Here is a 23,051-nt window from a genome sequence, read left to right on the forward strand (position 1 = left end):
CCCGGTGGGAGCATCTCATATTTGTAAAAACACTTCTTCTGGCTCCTTCCTTCTTCCTCTTCCCTCCTGCCTCCTGCCTCCTGCCTCCTGCCTCAAAACTCCAATTTTTAGCTTGGCTGCTGTCATTGAGATGCTCCAAACCCGGTTGCTTCCTAGATGCTTCTATTTGCAATAACCGTTTGAGGAGCAGGCTGCGAGTCCGGGCCGCCCAAGCAGATTAAGTTGTCGCTTCGCGGGAGGCCCGAACCCCTGATTGAGAATGGTACTCAGGGCGCGAGATTTAACTGATTTTGAGTGGTCTGTTAGCTACCGTCAATTTTAGGACAAATGTTGCTTCAAAAAATCTCGAATTTGCTTGAGCTGAAATCCTTTAGCAAGTTGGCGCAGGTGATGAACGAAAGGCACTAATGTCGGGTCAGAATGTTCTAGTTTAGCAGTTTCTTCCAGAATAGCTTCAATATCGCCCATTGCAGCCAATCTTAACAACGCCAAGACTGACTCTGAGGCAGGAGACACCATCGTTGAGTCAGCAGCAGCAATCTCAGAAGATGCTTTTGCCGTTTGATCTGTCCGCTTTTTGGTTTGCACTCGTTCTTCGTAAACCCATTCTAGTCTCAAGTGCAGGCGCAATAATTCTAAAAGCTCATTAGTTTGAATCGGCTTGGTGAGAAAATTATCGCAACCTGCAAGTATGCTCTGTTGCCTGCTAGTCTCGTAAACGTTAGCGGACAAAGCAAGGATAACCGTATCTTTTAATTCCGGCAACTGTCGCAGCCGCCTGGTAGCTTCCCAACCGTCCATTACGGGCATCAGCAAATCCATTAAAATTAGATCGGGTAGAAATTCCTGTGCTTTGTGCAAGCAGTCTTCGCCGTCTGTGGCCTGTGCAATTTCAAAGCCTAAATGAACAAGTAGCCTGTGCAACATGGCGCGATTTACTTCGTGATCGTCCACGATTAGCACTTTCCGCTGGGGGCCGATAAAACCTACAAGCCGCCTTTTTTCTTGCCGGGAGGGGAGTTCCGAACACTGGGCGACTGCTGGCAAGTCTAGATCCAACCAAAATATGCTGCCTTTGCCGGAGGTACTTTGGACGCGAATTTGGCTGCCCATCATTTTGACTAATTTTTGGCTGATCGAAAGTCCCAGGCCGGTACCTTCGACGAAATTTTTATGATCGCCCACTTGATGAAAAGGCAAAAATATTTCTTCTAATTTATTCTGAGAAATGCCAATGCCGGTATCTTCGATTTGAAAGCGAATTTTAGGGGTAGGGGTACGATCGCCGGTATTGTCTGTTGTCACCTCGCGCGCCTCTGTTGTTCCTAGCGGCGGGTTCGACATTTGCTGCGCGTCTATATTCCCGGCCAAATTGATTGTTTGAGTGGCAATTTCCGCTGTCAAACTAGAATTTTCGCAGTTGGTTTGAGGATAATTATCGGGGAAATTTTCTGCATAACCGACTTTGAAGGTAACGCTGCCGCTGTTCGTAAACTTAACGGCATTACTGAGCAAATTAATCAAAACTTGACGTAACCTTTTTTCGTCGGCCCAAATGCCGTCTGGCAGGGCTGAAACCTGCTCGTAATTAAAAGCAATTCCTTTTTGAGCAGAGCGCATCTGGAACAAATCAATAATACTTTTAACAAAACTGGAAAAATGCACATTTGTCAGTGACAGCTCCATTTTACTCGCTTCGATTTTTGAGAGGTCTAAAACATCATTAATCAGCGTCAGCAGGTGGTTGCCGCACTGGTGAATGTTGTTAAGACTTTCCTGCTGATCTGCGGTCAAATTTTTATCGACTTTGAGCAGTTGAATGTATCCCAAAATCCCGTTCAAAGGCGTCCGCAATTCGTGGCTCATGTTGGCGAGAAAGTCGCTTTTAGCGCGGTTGGCGGATTCGGCGGCTTCTTTAGCTAATTGCAGGGCGGCTTCTGCCTGTTTGCGATCGGCAATTTCGGTTTGTGCTTGTTCAAATAGCGTCGATTGCTGAATGGCGATCGCCAACTGCACCCCCAATTGTTTTAGGCACTCTCCCTCCAATTGTTGCCAGGGACGCGGGCCCGTGCAGTGGTGGGCAATTAACAGCCCCCACAAGTTTTCGCCTTGCAAAATCGGCACTACCAGATTCGCTCTCACCTCGAACCGAGTCAACAAAGCCAAGTGGCAGTCGGCCAGACCGGCATTGTAAACATCTTCTGTTGCTCTAATTCTGCCGTCTCGGTAAAGAGTAACGTAGGCTTCCCCAAAACATGGGTCATAAATATCCATTCCTACAATGGGTAGGGTATTTTCGGCAACCGACTCTACAGCGATAAACCCGCTCCAATCGGGATTAAATTGGTAAATAACTGTGCGATCTACTTGCAAAAACTGTCGCACTTCTTCGACAGTTTTGGTAAGAATTTCTTCTAAATTTAGAGAAGACCTAATGCGTTCCAGCATAGCTACTGCCAACTGTTCGCGCTTTAACTTTTGGCGCAAAATTACTTCAGATTCTTTGCGTTTTGTGATGTCTGTAATTACTGCAATTAAGCCGATGTAATTCCCATTAATATCTTGAATACTGTCAGCTCGCACCAGAGCAGTTACTGCTTCGCAGCTCTTAGTTTGCAGTGAAAGTTCGCCACACCAAGAGCGACCTTGGCGAAGGCTTTTATAGATTTGTTTGTAATTTTTAGGTCGGACATAAAGCGCGGCCATATCGCCAATATCATTGAGTTCTTCCACCGTGTAGCCGTAGCGCTGAATGAAGGCTTGATTGTGGTAAATAGACCGCCCATTCAAGTCGGCGATCGCGATCGCGTCGCTGGTACTTTCGACGGCTTGAGTGACCCGCAGTAAAGCTAATTCTGCTGCTTTGCGATCGCTGATATCCGTCATCGAACCCACCATCCGCAGAGGGTTTCCGGCTTCATCCCACACTGCTTGAGCGCGAGCGAGCACCCACTTATAGCTACCGTCTTTGCACTGCAAGCGGTATTCGGCGGCGTAATTGGGGGTTTGCCGATCGAGATAACCTTGGATCGCTGCTTGCACTCGTGAGCGATCTTCTGGATGGATGCGATCGATCCATGCGGTGTTGCGGCTGTCGATTTCGCCGTCTGTGTAACCGATAATTTCTTGCCAGCGGGCCGATCGAAAAGCTTCATTTGTTTGAAGATTCAGATCCCAAATTCCGTCTTGATTGCCTTTGAGAACTAACTGCCAGCGTTCTTCACTTTTACGCAATTCTTCTTCGGCTTGTTTGCGCTGAATATGATCGCCCAACTGAGTCGCTACAGCCTTGACCAACTCTACTATACGCGGTTCCATAATCGAGCGATCGCGCTTGCAGAATACTAAAACTGCCAGCACCTTTGAGCTAGCGTGAATTGGCACTCCGAAACAAGCTTTCAATCCGACTGATTTCGCCATTTGCGATCGGGCAAAAAGATGATTTTTGGCTAGAGAAATATCTTCAATCCATTCTACATTTCTGGTTGACCAAATCCGTCCAGGTACTGCCACTCCGGCGGCGAATCTAATTTTTTTACTTTCGCAGCCGAACCTATCTAAATCGCGATCGCTAGCGTACCAAGTTTCGCTGTGTTCCAAAAAAGTACCGTTAGCACTCGGTATCCAAGCTTCTGCAAAATTCCAGCCGATCGCATTGCACAGCAACCGCAAAATATCTGGGAGGGCGCTCTGAAAATCTGCCGACTGACTAATGGCTTGAGTTGCTGCCAGCAACAGCTTTATTTCATCTTCTGCTTGCTTGCTTTCTGTAATATCAGTGGCCGTGCCGAGAATTTGTTGTAACTTACCGTCTGCTGTTTTCGCAAATACAGTATCTCGGCTGACCATCCAGCGCCAAGAACCATCCTTGTGCCTAATTCTGTATTCAATTTCAAAGATATCCCCTTCGCTGCCTGTTTCGACTTGCTGTAAATAATCAGGCATTTTGATTAAATTTTCGGGGTGGATTAAAGTTGACATCATCCACGGCCCCATTGCCTGAATCTCCTCTACTGTATAGCCAAGAATGTGGTAGATAGAAGCGTTCCCATAGATATTTTTTTTTTCAATTAAGTCACAAACATACAAAATATTAGGACTGGCCCCAGCAATTTGCTGAATGAACCGCTGGCTTTCCCGCAGTGCTGCTTCTGTTTTTTTTCTTTGGGAAATATCGCGAACAATGCAAATGATTTCCCCGTCGGGCAGCATTGTCAGCGATACATCTAGAGGAACTTCCGAGCGGTCGCGACGGCATCCTACTGCTTCGGTGCTGTAAGAACCTTTCTTCACTAAAGTCGGCAGGACTTCTTGCTCGAACCTTTGCAGTTCTGCACCTTGGTAGAACATTTTCCAACTTTTATCTAAGATTTCTTCTAGAGAGTCGTAACCGTAGATTTTTAGTCGTGCTGCGTTGCAATAAATCACCTCATGGTCGGCACTGAATATGGCGATACCTTCGGAAGCTTGGGCCATTGCTGCTGCTTGCCTGTGGAGGACTGACTCGGATCGTTTGCGTTGAGTGATGTCGCGGACGATCGCGATAATTTCGTCCTCCGTGCAGAAGACAATTCTCGCTTCAAAATCGTACAGTTCACCATTAACTGGCATTTGATATTCTACGACTTGAATCTCGCCAGTGTCGATCGCTTGTTGATTGCCCGACAAGATTTTCTCAGCAAAAGCAGCCGGCAATATGTCTTGTGCTTTTTTGCCAATTAGTGATTTTTGTGATAGGATATTATCGAAATCTTTGGCAGGCTTGAAATCTACAAAAGTGCCGTCTGCCCGACAGCGAAATATCATGTCTGGTATCGCATTTAAAAGAGCGCGGTTTGTGGCTGCGCTCTTACCCAATTCAGCTTCAGCTTGCTTGCTAAATGTAACGTCGCGAGCCACTGCATAAATCAAACCTTCTTCTGCAAATGGCGATGCTGTCCACGAGAGCCATTTATAAGTACCATCTTGGCAAAGATAGCGGTTTTCTAAGCTAATAACGGGGTGGCTTTTTTTAAGTTTTTCTAATTCCGCTACAGTAATTTCTCGGTCTTGTGGATGCACGAATTCTATCAAAGGTTTGGCTAAGATTTCATCACTGCTATAACCCAATACATTTGACCAAGCGGGGTTTAAGCGTTTGAAATAGCCATCAAAACCTGCAATGCAAAGTAAATCCAGCGAGAGATTAAAAAATCGATCGCGGTCTTGCTGGGTTTGTTTCAATTCGGTAACATCCATCACCAAACCATCCCAAACTATATCGCCGTTGGCTTGCTTTTCTGGCTTCGACGCGCCTTGCAGCCATTTCACTCGATCTCCCATAACTTGTCGCCACTGGTGTTGCCAAGCTTGCTGAGTCGCCGCTGAAGTTGCCATCGATAGCTGCAAGTCTGAGATGTCGTCTGGGTGAACTGTTGCAAAAGCCAAAGCGGCATTTTCTTCTATTTGTTCTGGCTTTAAATTGTATATCTGCCAACTGCCGGAAGAAACGTAAGTAAAAGATGTTTTACCATCTACATAAAGCCGATATTGATAGATCATTCCCGGCACGTTGTCGGTCATTATTTGAAATCGAGCTTCGCTTTCCTGCAACGCTATCTGCTGGCGTTTGTATTCGGTCACATCTCGCATTGTGCCGACCAACATTTGACGACCATCGGCGTTCTTAAAAACTGTTCTTTTTGTAGATATAATGCGTTCTTTGCCGCAGGCCTCGGTAAAATTTTCTTCTGTTTCCTGAGAAAGACTTCTTTGCAATACTTCCTCGTCTTGTTGCCAAAAAAAAGCCGCTTGTGCTGGGGGTAAAAAATCGTATCCTGACTTGCCAATCAGTTCCGAGCGCCTTTTTCCTATCAAATTGCAAAAAGCATCGTTTAATACGATCCATTTGTGCTGCTCATCTTTGACAAAAATCGGGTCAGGAATAGAATTGATCGTGTGATTTAAAAACTCTTCTGAGGCTTTTAATTGAGCTTCGTAACGGTAGCGATCGCTCACGTCTAAGACTACTTTAATCATGTGGTCGATCGAGCCGTCTAGGGCGCGAATACAGCGCAGGGAAACTCTAGTATAAACTGTTTTTCCGTCTTTTCTGCGCCACCTTTTGTCTAGAACATAGCCTTCGCTCTCCCCGGCAAAAATTTTTTTTAACTGCTCTAAACTGGCCTGCAAGTCATCAGGAAAACCCCACTGATCCCATTTTATGTGCAAAAAATCTTGGCGATTGTATCCCAGCAAATCGCACAAAGCATTGTTCACTTCCAACCACTCGCATTTTTCGGGTTCTGAGGGAGAAATTGGAGGAGCAATAATGGCAATTCCGACCAGAGAATTCTCGACTACTGACCGATATTTTTCTTCGCTTTTTCGTAAAGCTTCTTGGTTCTGCTGTCGCTCGACTGCGTAGCGAAGCGATCTAATTAACACTTCGCTGTCGATTTTTCGCTTGACTAGATAATCTTGAGCGCCGGCTTGGATTGACTGCACGGCAAGCTCTTCATCGTTGCGGGCAGTCAGGACGACAATCGGAGTATTCAGGCTATATTCTTGTATTTTGACAATTGTATTTAAGTCTTGGCTGTCGGGCAGCGAAAGATCTAGTAAAATCACATCAAAATTTTCGCCTACCAAAAGTTCCTGCGCTTTGCTGAGACAGTCTGTACAACTTACTGATAGCCTTTGGGGTTCGGCTCTACTGACATTTGTTTCTAATAATAATTCTTCGATCAGATCGGCTTCTGCTTGATTGTCTTCGATCAGAAGAACTTTAAAGCCATTTCGCTTTGCGGGTGGGCTCAAAACTGATATCATATACCTTGTTTTTTGTAATAAGGCAGTTTAGCTAACTATTATAGCATATAAAGAATTGTATAGCCACAAATCCCGCCCTTCCCAGTTAAAAACTCTTTGGTTCAATAATTACAATGCACTTTATCTCAAAGGTTGAACGGTTCTCAAGAACGGGCTTTCCGACCCATTTCACAAAGAGTAAATTTTCTTGGGAGGGGTTCTTCTAACCAGCCCTTAAAAGGCTTATTGAAAATGGTGCAATATATAGCCTTTCGAGCTCTCATATGAGGTACTCATGGGCATAGGGCATAGGCCTCCGTGGGCATAGGGCATAGGCCTCCGTGGGCATACGTCACTTTTTTGAGAACCGCTATATAATATCTATCCGGCTGTGTTTTTCTTCTAAGTAGGCTAACGCAATCAGAGGGAAAATTTTTAAGGTTTTTAGAAGCTGGGTTTCAGGAGGAAACTAAGCTGCTTAGTATTTTTTTGGGCGATCGCCCCTGTGACCAGATTTTAAATTTTAGATTTAGTCCACAGATGAATCGGGGATGTGGAACTAGAATCTCCAATTTTGGGCGACTCACGACTTCTGTCGGAAAGTAAGTATCCGTTTTTGGGCGGGTTCAGCCGATCGCGCGATCGAACCCCACCCTTTGTTGCCCTTCGATTCCGCTACCAACACAATCCGAGCCATATCCCCGCACAAATAAGCGCTCAACGCAAAAAAAGCGGTGAGAACTATCTTCGCTATTCATATTTTTACCACTTTTTTTATAATACCTTAAATAAACTCATTACTGCGATTTCTTTACTTTTTGCAATCAAATAAAATATCTCCACAGGCCTTGCTATTTAGCCAAAAAGTGATAATGTTGAAATAGAGGCAATCGAAAACTCGGTTGATACAGCCTAGGAAAAAATCAGAGAATTTTGGTAACAAAATTACAATTCCCAATAAACTGTCTTTTGTTTACTGTCCTTTGACCGAAATGAGCAGAAGTTGAGAGGAAAAAAGCAATGCTCGACAATTTAGCAATTGAAGAAAAACCCGGTTTTATTCCCAAAGAAAAAGCCTTAGTATTGTTGTTTGATGAAGTCGGCATCGCCGACATCCCATTAGTAGGCGGTAAAAATGCTTCTTTGGGCGAAATGATTCAACAGTTAACCGCCCAAGGAGTCAGAGTTCCCAACGGATTTGCAACTACAGCATACGCTTACCGCTACTTCATCCAGTCAGCGGGCTTAGAAGCTAAATTGCGCGAAATTTTTGCCGATTTAGACGTAGAAGATATGCAGAACCTGCGACAAAAAGGGAAGCAAGCGCGGGCACTGATTCTCGACACACCATTTCCGCGAGAGCTCCAAGCGGCGATCGCGGATGCTTACGAAAAATTGTGCGATCGCTACGGCGACAGTACAGACGTAGCAGTGCGTTCCTCCGCCACCGCCGAAGACTTACCCGACGCCAGCTTCGCGGGACAGCAAGAAACCTACCTCAACGTCCAAGCTTGCGCTGGCGTCCTCGAATGCTGTCACAAATGCTTTGCTTCCATATTCACAGATCGCGCGATTTCCTACCGCCAACAGCGGGGTTTCGACCACTTTGAAGTCGCCCTATCAGTCGGCGTCCAAAAAATGGTGCGATCGGACTTAGCATCCTCCGGCGTCATGTTCAGCATCGACACCGAAACCGGATTCAAAAACGCCGTATTAGTCACCGCCGCCTACGGATTAGGCGAAAACATCGTCCAAGGAACCGTCAACCCCGACGAATACTTCGTCTTTAAACCAACCTTAAAACAAGGTTTTCGCCCAATTTTAGAGAAACGACTCGGCAGCAAAACCCTCAAAATGGTGTACGATATCGGCGGTTCTAAATACACCAAAAACGTCTCCGTCATCGCCGCCGAAAAAAATAAATTTGCCATCCAAGATGATGAAATTCTGCAACTAGCAAAATGGGCCGTAGTCATCGAAGAACACTACTCTAAAGTGCGCGGGACATACACCCCGATGGACATTGAGTGGGCAAAAGACGGCAATACGGGCGAATTATTTATTGTCCAAGCGCGACCCGAAACAGTACAATCTCAAAAGTCGGCTAAAGTTTTGCGAAACTACAAATTGCAAGGCAGCAGTGCAGTTTTAGCAAAAGGACGCGCCGTTGGCGAATCAATCGGACAAGGCAAAGCCCGCGTGATTTTAGACGTTCACAGAATCGCTGAATTTCAATCAGGAGAAGTTTTAGTTACCAACAAAACCGACCCGGATTGGGAACCGATTATGAAAAAAGCAAGTGCGATCGTCACCAATTCCGGCGGCCGCACTTGTCACGCCGCCATCATCGCCAGAGAAATGGGAATTCCCGCCATTGTCGGCACCGGCGATGCCACCCAAATCTTGAAAAACGGGCAAGAAATCACTGTTTCTTGTTCCGAAGGAGAGGAAGGCAAAGTTTATTCCGGTTTGCTTCCTTTTGAAATTCAAGAAACTGCGATCGAGAATTTGCCCCGCACCCGCACTAAAATTTTAATGAATGTCGGGAACCCAGAAGAAGCCTTTGGTTTATCAGCCATTCCTTGCGACGGCGTAGGCTTAGCGCGGTTGGAATTCATCATTGCCAATCACATTAAAGCACACCCCCTGGCACTGATTCACTTTGACGAATTGGTAGATGAATCAGTCAAAGAAGAAATTGCCAACCTGACAGCACTTTACCAACACAAACCCGATTTCTTCACCGACAAACTAGCCCACGGAATTGCCACAATTGCCGCCGCATTTTATCCAAATCCAGTTATCGTGCGGATGAGCGATTTCAAGAGCAACGAATATGCTAATCTTTTGGGAGGGCGGCAGTTTGAACCCAAGGAAGAAAACCCGATGATCGGGTGGCGCGGCGCCTCTCGCTATTACGACCCAAATTACCGCGAAGCTTACGCTTTGGAATGCAAAGCATTAAAGCGAGTTCGCGACGAAATGGGCTTGACAAATGTGATTCCGATGATTCCATTTTGCCGCACCCCAGAGGAAGGCAGAAAAGTGTTAGCCGAGATGGCAAAACACGGTTTAGTTAAGGGCGAGAACGGCTTGCAAGTGTATGTGATGTGCGAATTGCCGAGCAATGTCATATTTGCTGACGAATTTGCCCAAGTTTTTGACGGATTCTCGATCGGCTCTAACGATTTAACTCAGCTAACATTAGGATTAGACCGGGATTCGGCTTTAGTCGCACACATTTTTGACGAACGGAATGAAGCTGTCAAGCGAATGGTAGCAATTGCCATTAAAGCCGCTAAGAAGTACGATCGCAAGATTGGGATTTGCGGTCAAGCACCCAGCGATTATCCTGAGTTTGCTCGTTTCTTGGTTGAGTTGGGAATTGATTCGATTAGTTTGAATCCCGATTCGGTTTTGAAGACTTTGTTAGATGTTGCTAAGGTGGAAGGTGCGGGTTCGTTGATGGATTTAGCGGGAGATATTGCTAAGGTTTAACCGTTTTGGTTTGGGAGAGCAACCGGTTTCTCAAACAAGCCTATTCCAGGTTTATGAAGTACACCCCATAAACCTGGTTTCTTTACAGTTCTTGCCTCTAAACTAATTCTGTTCAAGAAACCCGGTTTCTCGCGCTCTACATCTACATGGAATATGCTGTATTTGATGGCTGGTAATTGACCGAAAGCATCCAGGATACAAGCCCCCGGATTCATTCCGAAAGCAGACTCAGGACCCAGAAATAAAAAACCTGTATCCCATAAACAAGTCCCCGAATTTATCCGTGGGGTCAATGCTTCAATTCTTTAATCTAAAATCTAAAATCTAAAATCTAAAATCTAAAATCTAAAATCGATTGACCTGACATAATATCACATCATATCTGCGTTTCTGGCTTTGTTTAACCCTGGCGCGGCGCGCGATCATCGCCCTCCTCACCCGCCAGCTAACGCTTAACACAGGGGCGGCCTAGTTTGAGACTCGATCGGGAACTTTTCTTATTTAAAACCGTCTTCTTGGGGAGGATTTTTTGTTGCCGATGGCCTAAATCAAAAAACATATTCTCCACATAATCTCTGAAAATGTGCTAACTGCTCTCCTGATTATTTTCATAGGTTTAGCTCCCTCGCTGCTGTCTTTGTGGGTGATGCGCTCTGCCCAGAGCCAAGCCCGCGACAGAATTGCAGCGGCCAGACTTGCGGTAGCCAATAGATCCCTGCGAACTCAACTAGCAACTGCCGATCGCACTTACATACAAAGCCTCGGTTATTCGATCGGCGATATCACTTGCGAGTATAACGCCCGCTCTAATTACATTCGCTGCGCTGTCAATCCTTCTGGGCCCTGTCAAGGTTGTCGGTACTACCAAGCCAGAACTCTTGACGCTCGCGGTGAAAAGATATAGCTTGTATTGGTGCTTGTATCTACGTCTATTTGCGGATGTAGTAATCCATGAGTTAGTATGTACTTACGTGTAATGATTATTGGTGAAGCTTGTTTGGGACGACCCACGCCCCAACTCAGCAATTAAAACCTAATCGAGCATTATTGCTTGGTTACAGTTGCCATAACACGCGGATTGCGATCGGTGTTTTTCTAGTTGAGGACTTACGATCATAAACGAAGTTTAGATCATGAATTTTGGTTGGGTGGCGAAAAATCTAGGCATAAATTGGGTTTCTAGTCTCCTGGGCGTAACTCCCGCAGTTAAGAAAATTAGCCAACAAAAATCGTAAGTAGCACAGGAGCAAATCTCCAAATCAGTTTCTCCAAAACATCATGAAAAATTCTGCACGAAACATTGTCCAGAGCATTTATCTCAAACTGTCAACCAGCTCGAAGACTCGCTCGTTGACAGTTTGAGAAGTTGCTTGTGGGGGGCACTAATCTGTTTTTGCGATCGTAGCGAAACAGTCTCAAACCTAGATTGCTATCTCCCGACTCCAAGTCATGAATTTTTAAGACGCTTCGTCGATACAGGGTATGCCGATTTCAATTGAATCTCATATGTTGCACCATTTTCAAGAATAGGCTTTCTGGCCTTTTCCACAACAAGTGAATTTTCTTATGGACTGGGCAGGAGAACCCTCCATAGAATGGTTATTGAGAATGGTAAAAGATATCAGTTGAATGACACTTCGGGCACGGCCGACATAATTATGTGACGGCTATCACTCCCTAATTAATGTCTAGTTGCTATTGTGAATAGGGCTTGCACACCCAAACCAAAGAAACCGAGTTTTTTACCGGGAGCAAAGGCGGCAACCAAGTCTTTTCGTCCATCCAACCCGTTTATCCGTCCATAAATAGTGAAAATTCTCTGCAAATTAAAGTGCATTAGACGATCTACAGAAAACCTCATCAAGTAAATTTTTGAGAAGTCCTGTTATTATCTACTGCGCGATGTAAGAGACAGGCGTATAACAGATACACTCGCTAACAGAAAAGAAAAAAGCCCAAGGCAAAATATCACCCGATAGAGAGATTATTGGCATTTAAACACCAAATCGTCAGCGTTTCTGCCGGCGATACTTGCAATGCTATCAAATAGCAATATAGCACTGCTTTGTGCTGAGTAAAATTCGCTTTTTGCTCTTGATTCAAGTCAAGCAGCAGAGCCTATTACTCTGCAATTAAACCTTGTCAATAGGTGATAATTATCATCTGGAAATGGGTACATCATCTACAATCCGTGAGCCAATTTGACCATGCAAAGCATCTGCAACAAACCAATTTTTATTACCCCAAAAATATGTGACTCCACCGCAAGGATTGCTGGCACAAAGTCCCGAACAACAGCTACTTATCATCAGAAAAAACAAATAAAACAAGTAAAAACAGTAGGGGCAATCCCCCCGTGGTTGCCCCTGTCCCCGAAACTCCGTGGCGGCACGAGAATTGGGCATCCCCACAGAGAATTTTTGCGATCGACTGTAGGGGCAAACCCCCCGTGGTTGCCTTCTCGGACTATAAAAAATGTGCTGTTCCTCGATGCCAGAGTAGAGAACTGGGACAGCTTGGCAAGAGGAGCAACAGCCGATACAGAGGTATTTGTACTGGACTCGACACGGGATGGAGTCGAGCAAATTACTAGAATTCTGGCGGTTTGCAGCGATTTAGATAGCCTTCAGATAGTTTCTCACGGTCGAGAAGGGGGCGTGCAGCTAGGATCGATCGAACTCTGCAACGACAACTTAGAAACCTACAGCCATTTGTTACAGCAGTGGGGAAAAGCCCTCAGCGAGAGAGGAGATATCTTGTTATTCGGGTGCAGCGTCGCAGCAGGGGAAAGCGGCGCGGCCTTCGTGCGGCGGCTGAGCTTGATGGTGGGTGCAGATATTGCAGCTTCCGACAACTTGACGGGGAGTGCGGCACTCGGCGGCGACTGGGAATTAAAATTTGCGACTGGGGAAATAAAGGCGAGAATCGCCATTGAAAAAGAAGTGCTCGAAGCCTACCCTTACGCCCTCGGCATATTAGTTAACGAAACTTTCAAAAACTCCACAGTTAGGGGGCCGTGGATTTACGGGGGAAACGACGGGGCACTGTTCAATCCGAGCAGCAACGCTCCAGCAGCCGATCAACTTATCCCCGGCATTACGGGAGGCACAGTATCTGGGGTGCTTCCGGGTTTGGGCGGTTCGAGTCCCGGCGATGGTGCTCTGCGATTAACTCCTGCAGTAAACCTTCGGGAAGCCTTTGTCATCTACAACAACCCTATTCCTTCCACGGACGGTCTCAGAGTTCAGTTTGATTTTTATTCTTACGGTTCAAGCGGGCAATTTGAGGCTCCGCAACCCAATATTGGCCCTCAGCCAGGGGACGGGCTGGGTTTCTTCTTGATTGACGGCACTGTTAGCCCAACAAGGACTGGGGGTTATGGCGGTTCTGTGGCTTACGCTCCACGAACGGGTATACCCGGTATTGAGGGAGGTTATTTAGGCATTGGGTTTGATGAGTTTGGCAATTTTTCAACGTCTACAGAAGGGCGCTCCGGCCCTGAGCCGCCTGCGATTCCGGGTTCTTCTATTGGTTCTTTCAGGCCTGATTCAGTAACGGTTAGAGGAAATCAAGCAGAAGGTTATAAGTTTTTAACAAATGCGATCGTTCCTTTCGGCATCGATAACATTCCTACGAGTATTAACTTTATCGGCCCTCCCGGCACCAGTTTTAATTTCAGCAATACGTTCACGAGCGATCGCAATTTAGCCAAAAGATCCGTTCAAATTACGCTGAATCCATCTAACGATCCGGTGAATCCCTCTCGCCTAACGGTTGCCTTCGATAAAAACTTCGACGACATCTACGAAACTACATTCATCGACATCCCCAACTTGGCAACCGCAAACGGCCGAGTACCGCCAATTTTCAAATTTGGTTTTGGCAGTTCCACAGGAGCCGCCAACAACATTCACGAACTTCAAAACCTGGTAGTTGAAACTATCAATCCTCCCAGTATCACCGCTGAGGTTGCCACTATCAAGACTGGCCCGCAGTTCGTCAAGCCTGGAGGCAGCATTACCTACACGATTACTACTGTAAACAAGGGGCCAGCGCCGGCTACAAATGTTCTGATTCAAGATGAAATACCTTTTGAACTGCTGGGTCCGGGGGGAATGCGGCCGGAGCTGATTGCCTCGAACAATGGCACTTATGTGAACGAAACGAAGGCTGTCACCTGGCCGTTAATTCCGGTTCTCAATGCGGGTGAGACTCTGACTTACACTCTGACAATTAATTTGCCGTCAGGTTTAACCAGCGGTAGCAGTTTTGCCAACGTTGCATTCAGCACTAGCTCGACTTTCGACCCCGACCTCAGCAACAACAGCGGTATACTCGCGCCCGGTCAAATCGAGGGGCCGGGTGTAGTCTCTACTACTGTTGTCGGTACGGTGGCGGATTTAGTTACTACCAAAAGTGGCCCTGTGACTACTTCGGCCGGGTCAAGCGTCGCCTACACATTGACTACGACTAACATGGGGCCAGACCCCGCTGCCGATGTGACTATCACCGACAGCATTATTCCGGGTTTAACAGGAGTCAGCCTATCGGATGGGGGGAGTTACGACTCTGTTTCGGGCATTGTCACCTTCCCAGCACTGACGGTGCTGGCCAATGCGGCTACTGCGACCCACACCGTCAGTTTCATCGCCCCAGCCACCCGTACCGACATCAGCAACACGGCCCGGAGCAGCTCGGCGACTTTCGATCCGATCGCCACTAACAACAACGGCTCGACAACCAACAAAGACGGCACTCCCACTAACTCTACGGTTACGACAAGTATTGCGCCCAACGCGGATCTTGTTACCACAAAAACGGGATCTACGAGTGCTACGGCCGGTAGCTCGGTCAGCTATACAATCGCCACCGTCAACTTAGGCCCAAGTCCTGCAGAAGCTGTAACCATCACTGACAGCATAGTTCCGGGGTTAACCGGAGTCACGGCATCTAACGGCGGCGTTTACGATCCAGTGACCGGCATTGTCACCTTCGCGCCCGTGGCAATAGCCAACGCGGAGACAGTCACGCGGACGATCGGCTTCACAGTACCGCCCACCCTAACTTCCATCAGCAACACGGCAAGAAGTACCTCCATCACTCCCGACTCCACTCCGGCCAACAACAACGGTACAAATGCTAATGCTACTGTTGTTACCTCGATCGAGGCTGTGGCCGATGTTGTCACCCAAAAAACGGCGCCGGCCAGCATTCAGGTGGGTGACACGCTACTTTATACAATCACTACTACCAACAACGGGCCGAGTCCCGCGACCAACGTAGTCATCACCGACAGCCTGATTCCTGGCTTAACTGATGTCAGCGTGTCCGATGACGGAACCTACAATCCAGACACAGGGGCGATCGAGTTCCCAGCGATCGAGACTTTAGCCAGCGGCAGCAGCGTCACCCGCACCCTGATTTTTGTACCGCCGCCTACTCTGACGAGTATCACGAATATTGTATTGAGTCGATCGTCCACTTTTGACCCGGACTTAACCAACAACGACGGCTCGACAGTGGCAGTGCCCGGTGAGGCGGGGGGACGAGTTGTTACTTCGATCAATGGTGTGGCCGATGTTGTCACCCAAAAAACGGCTCCGGCCACCATCGAGGTGGGCGACACGCTACTTTATACAATTACTACTACCAACAACGGCCCCAGTCCCGCGACCAACGTAGTCATCACCGACAGCCTGATTCCCGGCTTAACTAATGTCAGCGTGTCCGATGGCGGAACATACAATGCTGCCACAGGGGCGATCGAGTTCCCAGCGATCGCGACTTTAGCCAGCGGCAGCAGCGTCACCCGCACCCTGATTTTTGTACCGCCGCCGACTCTGACGAGTATCACCAATATTGTGTTGAGTCGATCGGACACTTTTGACCCGGACTTGACGAATAACGACGGCTCGACAGTGGCAGTGCCCGGTCAGCCTGGGGGTCGAGTTGTTACTTCGATCGATGCTGTGGCCGATGTTGTCACCCAAAAAACGGCTCCGGCCACCATCAAGGTGGGTGACACGCTACTTTATACAATCACTACTACCAACTTCGGCCCGAGTCCCGCGACCAACGTAGTCATCACCGACAGCCTGATTCCCGGCTTAACTAATGTCAGCGTGTCCGATGGCGGAACATACAATGCTGCCACAGGGGCGATCGAGTTCCCAGCGATCGCGACTTTAGCCAGCGGCAGCAGCGTCACCCGCACCCTGATTTTTGTACCGCCGCCTAGCCTGACGAGCATCACCAATATTGTGTTGAGTCGATCGTCCACGAGTGATCCGGACTTGACGAATAACGACGGCTCGACAGTGGCAGTGCCCGGTCAGCCTGGGGGTCGAGTCGTTACTTCGATCGATGCAGCCCGCGCCGACCTGGTTACGTCCAAGAGCGGTCTCACATCTGCTCCTGCTGGTAGTTCCGTGACTTATACTATATCTACCGCCAACAATGGGCCGAATGCTGCTGAAAACGTAGTGATTACAGACAGCATCATTCCCGGTTTAACGGGAGTCAGCGCATCGGACGGCGGCACTTACGACCCCGTGACAGGGGTTGTCACCTTCCCAACAATTCGCAGTTTAACTAGCGGCAGCAACATCAACCGCGAGGTAACAGTAGTCGTTCCAGCGACGGACAGCATTAGCAATACTTCCCAGAGTCGATCGACCACTTTTGACCCCGACCCCAGCAATAACAACGGTTCCGAGTCCAGAGCCACTGTCACTACTGCCATTAGCGCGCAGCCAACACCCAACAAGCTCCCATCAGCCGACAGCAGCAATGTGGCGATCGCGCCCAACAGCGTTGTCCGACTCGGCGGGCTCGGAGGCAGAGACTCAGACGGCACAGTGGTTACATTCACCATCAGCACCCTGCCGTCGGCAAATCAAGGCATCCTGTTCTTGGGCGACCCCGCAACCGGGGGAGTCGCCGTCACGGCAGGTCAAACCCTGACGGCCGAGCAAATGACGCAGTTATTCTTCCAGTCTGTCGGCAATTTCACAGGGGCTAACTTTACCTACAGCAGCAGCGACAATCTCGGTGGCAGCAGTCCTGCCGCCACCGTTTCTCTGGTGTCGCTGGCGTTCAACTACCTGCCGGTACCCACAAACTTCAGCAAGACACTGGCGCCAAACAGCACCGTCAATCTCACAGGACTCACGGCAAAAGACCCCGACGACTCGATCGAATTCTTCACTATCAACACCCTGCCGGCGGCAAATCAAGGCGTCCTGTTCTTGGGGGACCCAAGCCTGGGAATCCGGGTGACGGCAGGCCAAAGACTTAGCACAACTCAAATCAGCCAGTTATTTTTCCAAGCGTCTGGCAATTTCACAGAAACCAATTTTACCTACAGCGCGACAGACAGCCGAGGCGCGATTAGTGGAGCCCCGGCTACGGCTTCTCTGCTAGCACTATTACCTCCTAATGACGAGCCACCCGTGGCTAACAACTCTCTTCTGGCTGTGTTGCTGGGAAGAACTGCGAAGATTCCCGGACTGGGAGGAACTGACGCCGACGGGACGGTGGTTTCCTTTACTATCAACACTTTGCCACCAGCCAATGAAGGCACGCTGTTCTTGGGCGATCCCAGCCAGGGGGTGCGGGTCACGGCAGGTCAAACCCTGACGGCGGAGCAAATGACGCAGTTGTTCTTCCAGGCGTCTGACAATTTCATAGGGGCAAATTTCACCTACAGCGCTACAGATAACCTCGGTGTCAGCAGTGCGGCAGTCGCCACTGTCTCTCTCATTCCCCTTAAGGAACTGATACCGGCGCCCACACCCGCGCCGATACCAACACCACCAACACCAGCGCCGATACCAACACCGACGCCGATACCAACACCGACGCCGATACCAACACCGGCGCCGATACCAACACCGGCACCAATTCCAACACCCACACCGGCGCCGATACCAACACCGGCACCAATTCCAACACCCACACCCACACCGGCGCCGATACCAACACCGGCACCAATTCCAACACCCGCGCCCGCAGCGGAACCAGCCCCCACGCCCATACCCGCGCCGACGCCCATACCCGCGCCAGCGCCCGAACCAACACCCACACCCGCAGCGGAACCAGCCCCCACGCCCATACCCGCGCCCGAACCAACACCACCAACAGCACCAACACCAACACCACCAGCCCCGCAACCAACCCCAGCCCCGCAACCAACACCAACACCAACACCAACACCCGCGCCAGAACCAACCCCTATATTCAACCCAGTACCCGAACCCGATACCGGTTGCGGTTGTGACCCCTTGCCCTTGCTGCCCCCGATAACATTTATCCAACCCCAGCCTTCGCCAATACTCAACTTTGACTCCAACGCCGCACAACTCATCGACATCCAAAACACCAGCATCGGAACCCAGGGAAACGATTCCTTAACAGGAAACGAAACTAACCAACAGTTTCTCTCCCTCCGCGGCGACGACACAGTGTTAGGTGAAGGCGGCAGCGATACTATTTTCGGCGAACAACAGCGAGACTTCATCGCAGCAGGTAAAGGCAACGACATCGTTTACGCCGGCAAACAAACCGATGCCGTATTTGGTGGCAAAGACAACGATCGCATTTTTGGCGATCGCAATGGAGACACATTGTACGGCGATCGCGGTATAGACACCATAATCGGCGACAACGGCAACAACATCGACTTGACAGGTAACGACGGCGACCTAATTTTTGGCGGTTCTTCAGGCGATGCCATTGCTAGCAACCAAGGTTCAGACACCGTTTACTCCGGCAAAGCTGGCGACATCGCCTTTGGTGGCAAAGAAGACGACCTGATTTGGGGTGACAAAGGTCCAGATACCCTTTCCGGCGACAACGGAGACGACTCTGTGTTTGGTGGCGTGCTCAACTCCCTCGATAGCGACCCCGACGGCTTCGATTTACTGACAGGAGGCGATGGCAACGACTTACTTAACGGCGAAGAACAAGACGATACCTTGCTGGGTGGCAACGGACGGGATTTGCTGTTTGGAGGCAAAGGGGGCGATCGCATTTTTGGCGAAACTGACTCGGATACTCTTTACGGCAATCTAGGTTCCGACACCATAATCGGCGACTACGGCACTCAACAAGCCAGTACAATTGCCACGGATGAAGCGGACTTAATTTTCGGTAACGACATCGGCGATCTCATCGGCGGTGGCAGCGGTAACGATAGTATTTTTGGCGGCAAAGGTAACGACTTAGTTTATGGTGGCAAAGACAACGACCGGATTTGGGGCGAACTCGGTTCCGACACCATTGTCGGGGATGAGGGGGACGATTCGCTTTATGGCGGCTTGCAAAATCAGTTAGTGTCCGATGTGGATGGCCGCGACTTGCTATTTGGAGGAGATGGCAATGATTTTCAGGGTGGGGGTGAGAGTTCCGATTCTTTGAGTGGGGGTTTTGGTAACGATACCCTTCGTGGAGGCAAGGATGACGATGTAGTACAGGGAGATGCTGGCAACGACTTGATGTACGGCGACTCGGGCAGCGATATTTTGTGCGGCGATGAAGGTAACGATACTATTTTTGGCGATCGCGGGGAAAATCTGCGAGGCGCTGTGGGCTCTAACGGCCAGCAAGACTGCATCAACGGTGGCAGTGGGGATGACCTGTTATACGGCAATGAAGGTCAAGATACTCTCAATGGTGATGATGGTAATGACACTATTTACGGAGGGAAAGATAGCGATATTCTCAATGGGGGTGCAGGGGATGACTGGCTGTTTGGCGATGGGGGAGATGATACTTTGATAGGAGGTATTGGGAACGATCGCTTTGTGTTAAGCGCTAATAGCGGTATGGATACTGTGCTCAATTTTTCCGTAGGAACTGATAAGTTTTTCCTGGCTGGTGGCTTGAGTTTTGAGGCTTTGCAACTTAACTCGATGGCCAATGGCACACTGCTACAAGTTGCGGCGACTGGTCAGGTTTTGGCTCAGGTTTTTGGGGCTGATAATACTATTACCTCTCTGGATTTTCTGACTCTTTCTCCTTAAGATAAAAGCGCTTTAAATTCGCTGAACTTTTCCGATATTTTACCAACTCGGTTTGTTTGACAAACCGGGTATTTTAATATTTAAAAAATTACAAAAATCAAGCTCGTGAATTATTGGATTGTTCGCATTAACGACGAGCATAAAATTGGTTATTAGTAAGTTATTAACTCCTGATGAAAGCCAGAGGACGGAGTTTATGAATACAAAATTTATAACCATTTTTTGATGGAAATAGAGATAAGCTGAGATTCGGCTGATTGAATACCATTAAATTGGTTTTTTATCAGGAATCACGTCCTACTAAAAGTCAGAATAACTACACCATATGTACTCCAAAAGCGAACAATTGTCAACTACTTTTAGGCAGTAAATCTGGCTGCCGTCGGCGTATTTTCGTACATCTTATCTGTTTCTTCTTATAGGTAAATAATTTAGCGCCACGTCTGACTTGGCTAAAAAACGCCTAATTTATAAGGTAAATACAGCGAACTGATACTTGGGGAAGATGTCGATTTAAAAAAAATCGAAGTAAATAGAACTTGTTAGGTATGCGAAGTCGAGAAATTAGCAGTGAGAAATTTCCTATGAGCCCTTAACAATAATATCTACCACTGAAGACTGATAATTAACAAATCAAGGAGCTATGTAACTCATGAAAAATTTATGGTGCAACTACTCTTCACCGATTCACAAATCAAGTTGCGATAGCCGCGACACCGACTGCATAAAAGCTTCTTTGATGGGGGGGCAGTTAGTCAGCGATCGGGTGAGGGATATTTCCTGTTTAACAAAAGCGAGTCTGGCAGTCAATACTCAACATAAAAAACATTTAGTTTGCATCGATCCGAGGGTAGAGAATTATCAGCATCTTGCCAGCGGAGTCAAACCGGGGACAGAGATAATTGTCCTCGATCAAACTCTGGACGGAGTAGAACAAATTACCGAGATTCTAGCTAAACGCAGCTTAATTGCCAGCCTTCAGATTGTTGCTCACGGCAATGAAGCTTCCGTGCAACTGGGGTCAACTGTACTGAAGGATGAAAACTTACCAAAGTACGATCGGCATTTGCAGCAGTGGGGAAATGCTTTCACGGAAAAAGCCGATATTTTATTATTAGCCTGTAGGGTTGGGGCTGGAAAATCAGGGATGGCTTTCGTGCGGAAGCTGAGAGAACTAACAGGTGCAAATATAGCCGCTTCCAACAATTTAATTGGCAGTGCAAAGTTAGGAGGAAACTGGAAATTAAATGTTACAGCAGGACGAGTAAAAACCGCAATAGCATTTGAAACAAAAACGCAGGAAACTTACAGCGCTGTCCTCATTACTTTAGTTGACGAAACTTTTCAAGATGCAAGTCTAATAGGGCCTTGGATATCTGGGGTCAGCGGCACGGCAGACCTTCCAGCTTTAACAGCAGGAACCGGAACGGAGAGTTTTCCGGGTTTGAACATCGACCCGCCCGGCAGCGGGGCTTTGAGATTAACTTCAAGAAGTTTTGACCAATCTACTTTTGCCATCTATAACAGTGCGGTACCAGCCAGCAGTGGCCTTAAAATTGTCTTCGATATATTTGCCTACAACGGCACTGCACGTCCGAATTTATCCAATAATTTGACAGGGGACGGCATAAGTTTCTTTTTAATTGACGGTAGTGTGACGCCAACAAAAGCTGGAGGCTATGGAGGTTCTCTCGGCTACGCCCAAAATATAAACGAAAATCAGGCCGGTTTACTCGGAGGTTATTTAGGAATTGGATTTGATGAATTCGGAAATTTTTCAACTCAGAATGAAGGGCGTATAGGCGGAACTGCGGACGGGTCTAGACCAGATTCGGTAACGCTTCGAGGTAGCCAAGCTACGCAATATCGGTTTTTAACTTCTAACTTTGTGCCGGGGGGAGTAGATAATATTCCCAATCCCGTAAGTCCGCCAATCAACAGCATTACTAGCACTCGCGAACCAGCCAGAAGAAGAGTTCAAGTTATTTTGCAACCTCCCACTTCTTCTGCAACGCCCAACCGTCAACTTACTGTTAGCTTTGATCTCAACAATAATGGTTCGTTTACAGATCCGGGCGAGACTATTATCGACATTGGCAATTTAGAGGGAATAAACGGGCAAATCCCGGCAACATTCAAATTTGGTTTTGCTGGTTCAACGGGAGACGCAACAAATATTCACGACATTCGCACTTTGTCGATCCAAACTATAAACGTGCCGACTACTACAGCAGATGTTGCGACAACGAAAAAAGGCCCGGCTGCAGCGGCACCGGGTAGCAGCATTACTTACACAATTACGACAGTAAATAATGGCCCGAACCCAGCCGAAAACGTGCTGGTTGAAGACCAACTGCCCCGAGGGGCAGTATTTGGCAGTGCCGACGGCAGTGGCACTTTCAACCCGACAACGAGACTGGTCTCCTGGCGTATTCCGAATTTACCTGTTGGGGCCAGCACCACCCGCACCGTAACCGTTACGGCCCCAACTACACTCGGCCCTATTACAAACAGTGTATTCAGCAGCAGCAACACGATCGATCCCGTACCCGCCAACAACAGCGGCAGCAGCCCGGATGCGAGAGTCACCACCACTATCACGAACAATATTGCCGATGTAGTTACGCGCAAAACCGGGCCCGCTACTGCGGCTGCGGGTTCGACAGTCACCTACACAATTACGGCCACTAACAGTGGGCCGAGTGCGGCAACCAATGTGGCGATCGCCGACACCATTGTTCC

6 protein-coding genes are annotated in these 23,051 nt (G+C 48.2%); 4 read left to right on the forward strand and 2 right to left on the reverse strand.

What is annotated here, in order from left to right:
* Positions 1-318: 318 nt before the first annotated feature.
* Both QUB12_RS25275 and QUB12_RS25280 read right to left on the reverse strand, forming a co-directional pair.
* Positions 319-6,810 (reverse strand): PAS domain S-box protein, encoded by a 6,492-nt coding sequence (locus QUB12_RS25275; protein WP_333308946.1) that lies wholly within the window; start codon positions 6,808-6,810, stop codon positions 319-321.
* 605 nt (positions 6,811-7,415) lie between these two features.
* Positions 7,416-7,547 carry a hypothetical protein gene (locus tag QUB12_RS25280; RefSeq protein WP_333308948.1) on the reverse strand — a complete coding sequence of 44 codons (132 nt, stop codon included), beginning with the start codon at positions 7,545-7,547 and terminating at the stop codon, positions 7,416-7,418.
* Positions 7,548-7,809: 262 nt separating this feature from the next.
* Here QUB12_RS25280 and ppsA point away from each other — a divergent pair, with 262 nt between their 5' ends.
* From ppsA to QUB12_RS25300, 4 genes are all read left to right on the forward strand, one after another.
* Positions 7,810-10,287, forward strand: a complete 2,478-nt coding sequence (ppsA, locus tag QUB12_RS25285) for a phosphoenolpyruvate synthase (RefSeq protein WP_333308950.1) — start codon at positions 7,810-7,812, stop codon at positions 10,285-10,287.
* 583 nt (positions 10,288-10,870) lie between these two features.
* Positions 10,871-11,191 carry a DUF6464 family protein gene (locus QUB12_RS25290; RefSeq protein WP_333144083.1) on the forward strand — a complete coding sequence of 107 codons (321 nt, stop codon included), beginning with the start codon at positions 10,871-10,873 and terminating at the stop codon, positions 11,189-11,191.
* A 1,303-nt stretch (positions 11,192-12,494) separates the two neighbouring features.
* The gene (locus QUB12_RS25295; RefSeq protein WP_333308952.1) at positions 12,495-20,309 is read left to right on the forward strand and encodes a DUF4347 domain-containing protein; all 7,815 of its coding nucleotides are present in this window, start codon (positions 12,495-12,497) and stop codon (positions 20,307-20,309) included.
* Between the two features lie 652 nt (positions 20,310-20,961).
* On the forward strand, positions 20,962-23,051 hold a 2,090-nt coding region (locus QUB12_RS25300; RefSeq protein WP_333308954.1), incomplete at its 3' end, for a DUF4347 domain-containing protein.

It is taken from the genome of Microcoleus sp. B7-D4, assembly GCF_036705125.1.
In the GTDB taxonomy this organism is placed as follows: Bacteria; Cyanobacteriota; Cyanobacteriia; order Cyanobacteriales; family Microcoleaceae; genus Microcoleus.

Bases quoted from the DNA above. Each gene is read 5' to 3' on its own strand.
- QUB12_RS25280 (WP_333308948.1), bottom strand. From the start codon at position 7,547: ATGAATAGCGAAGATAGTTCTCACCGCTTTTTTTGCGTTGAGCGCTTA.
- QUB12_RS25295 (WP_333308952.1), top strand. From the start codon at position 12,495: ATGCAAAGCATCTGCAACAAACCAATTTTTATTACCCCAAAAATATGT.
- QUB12_RS25275 (WP_333308946.1), bottom strand. From the start codon at position 6,810: ATGATATCAGTTTTGAGCCCACCCGCAAAGCGAAATGGCTTTAAAGTT.
- ppsA (WP_333308950.1), top strand. From the start codon at position 7,810: ATGCTCGACAATTTAGCAATTGAAGAAAAACCCGGTTTTATTCCCAAA.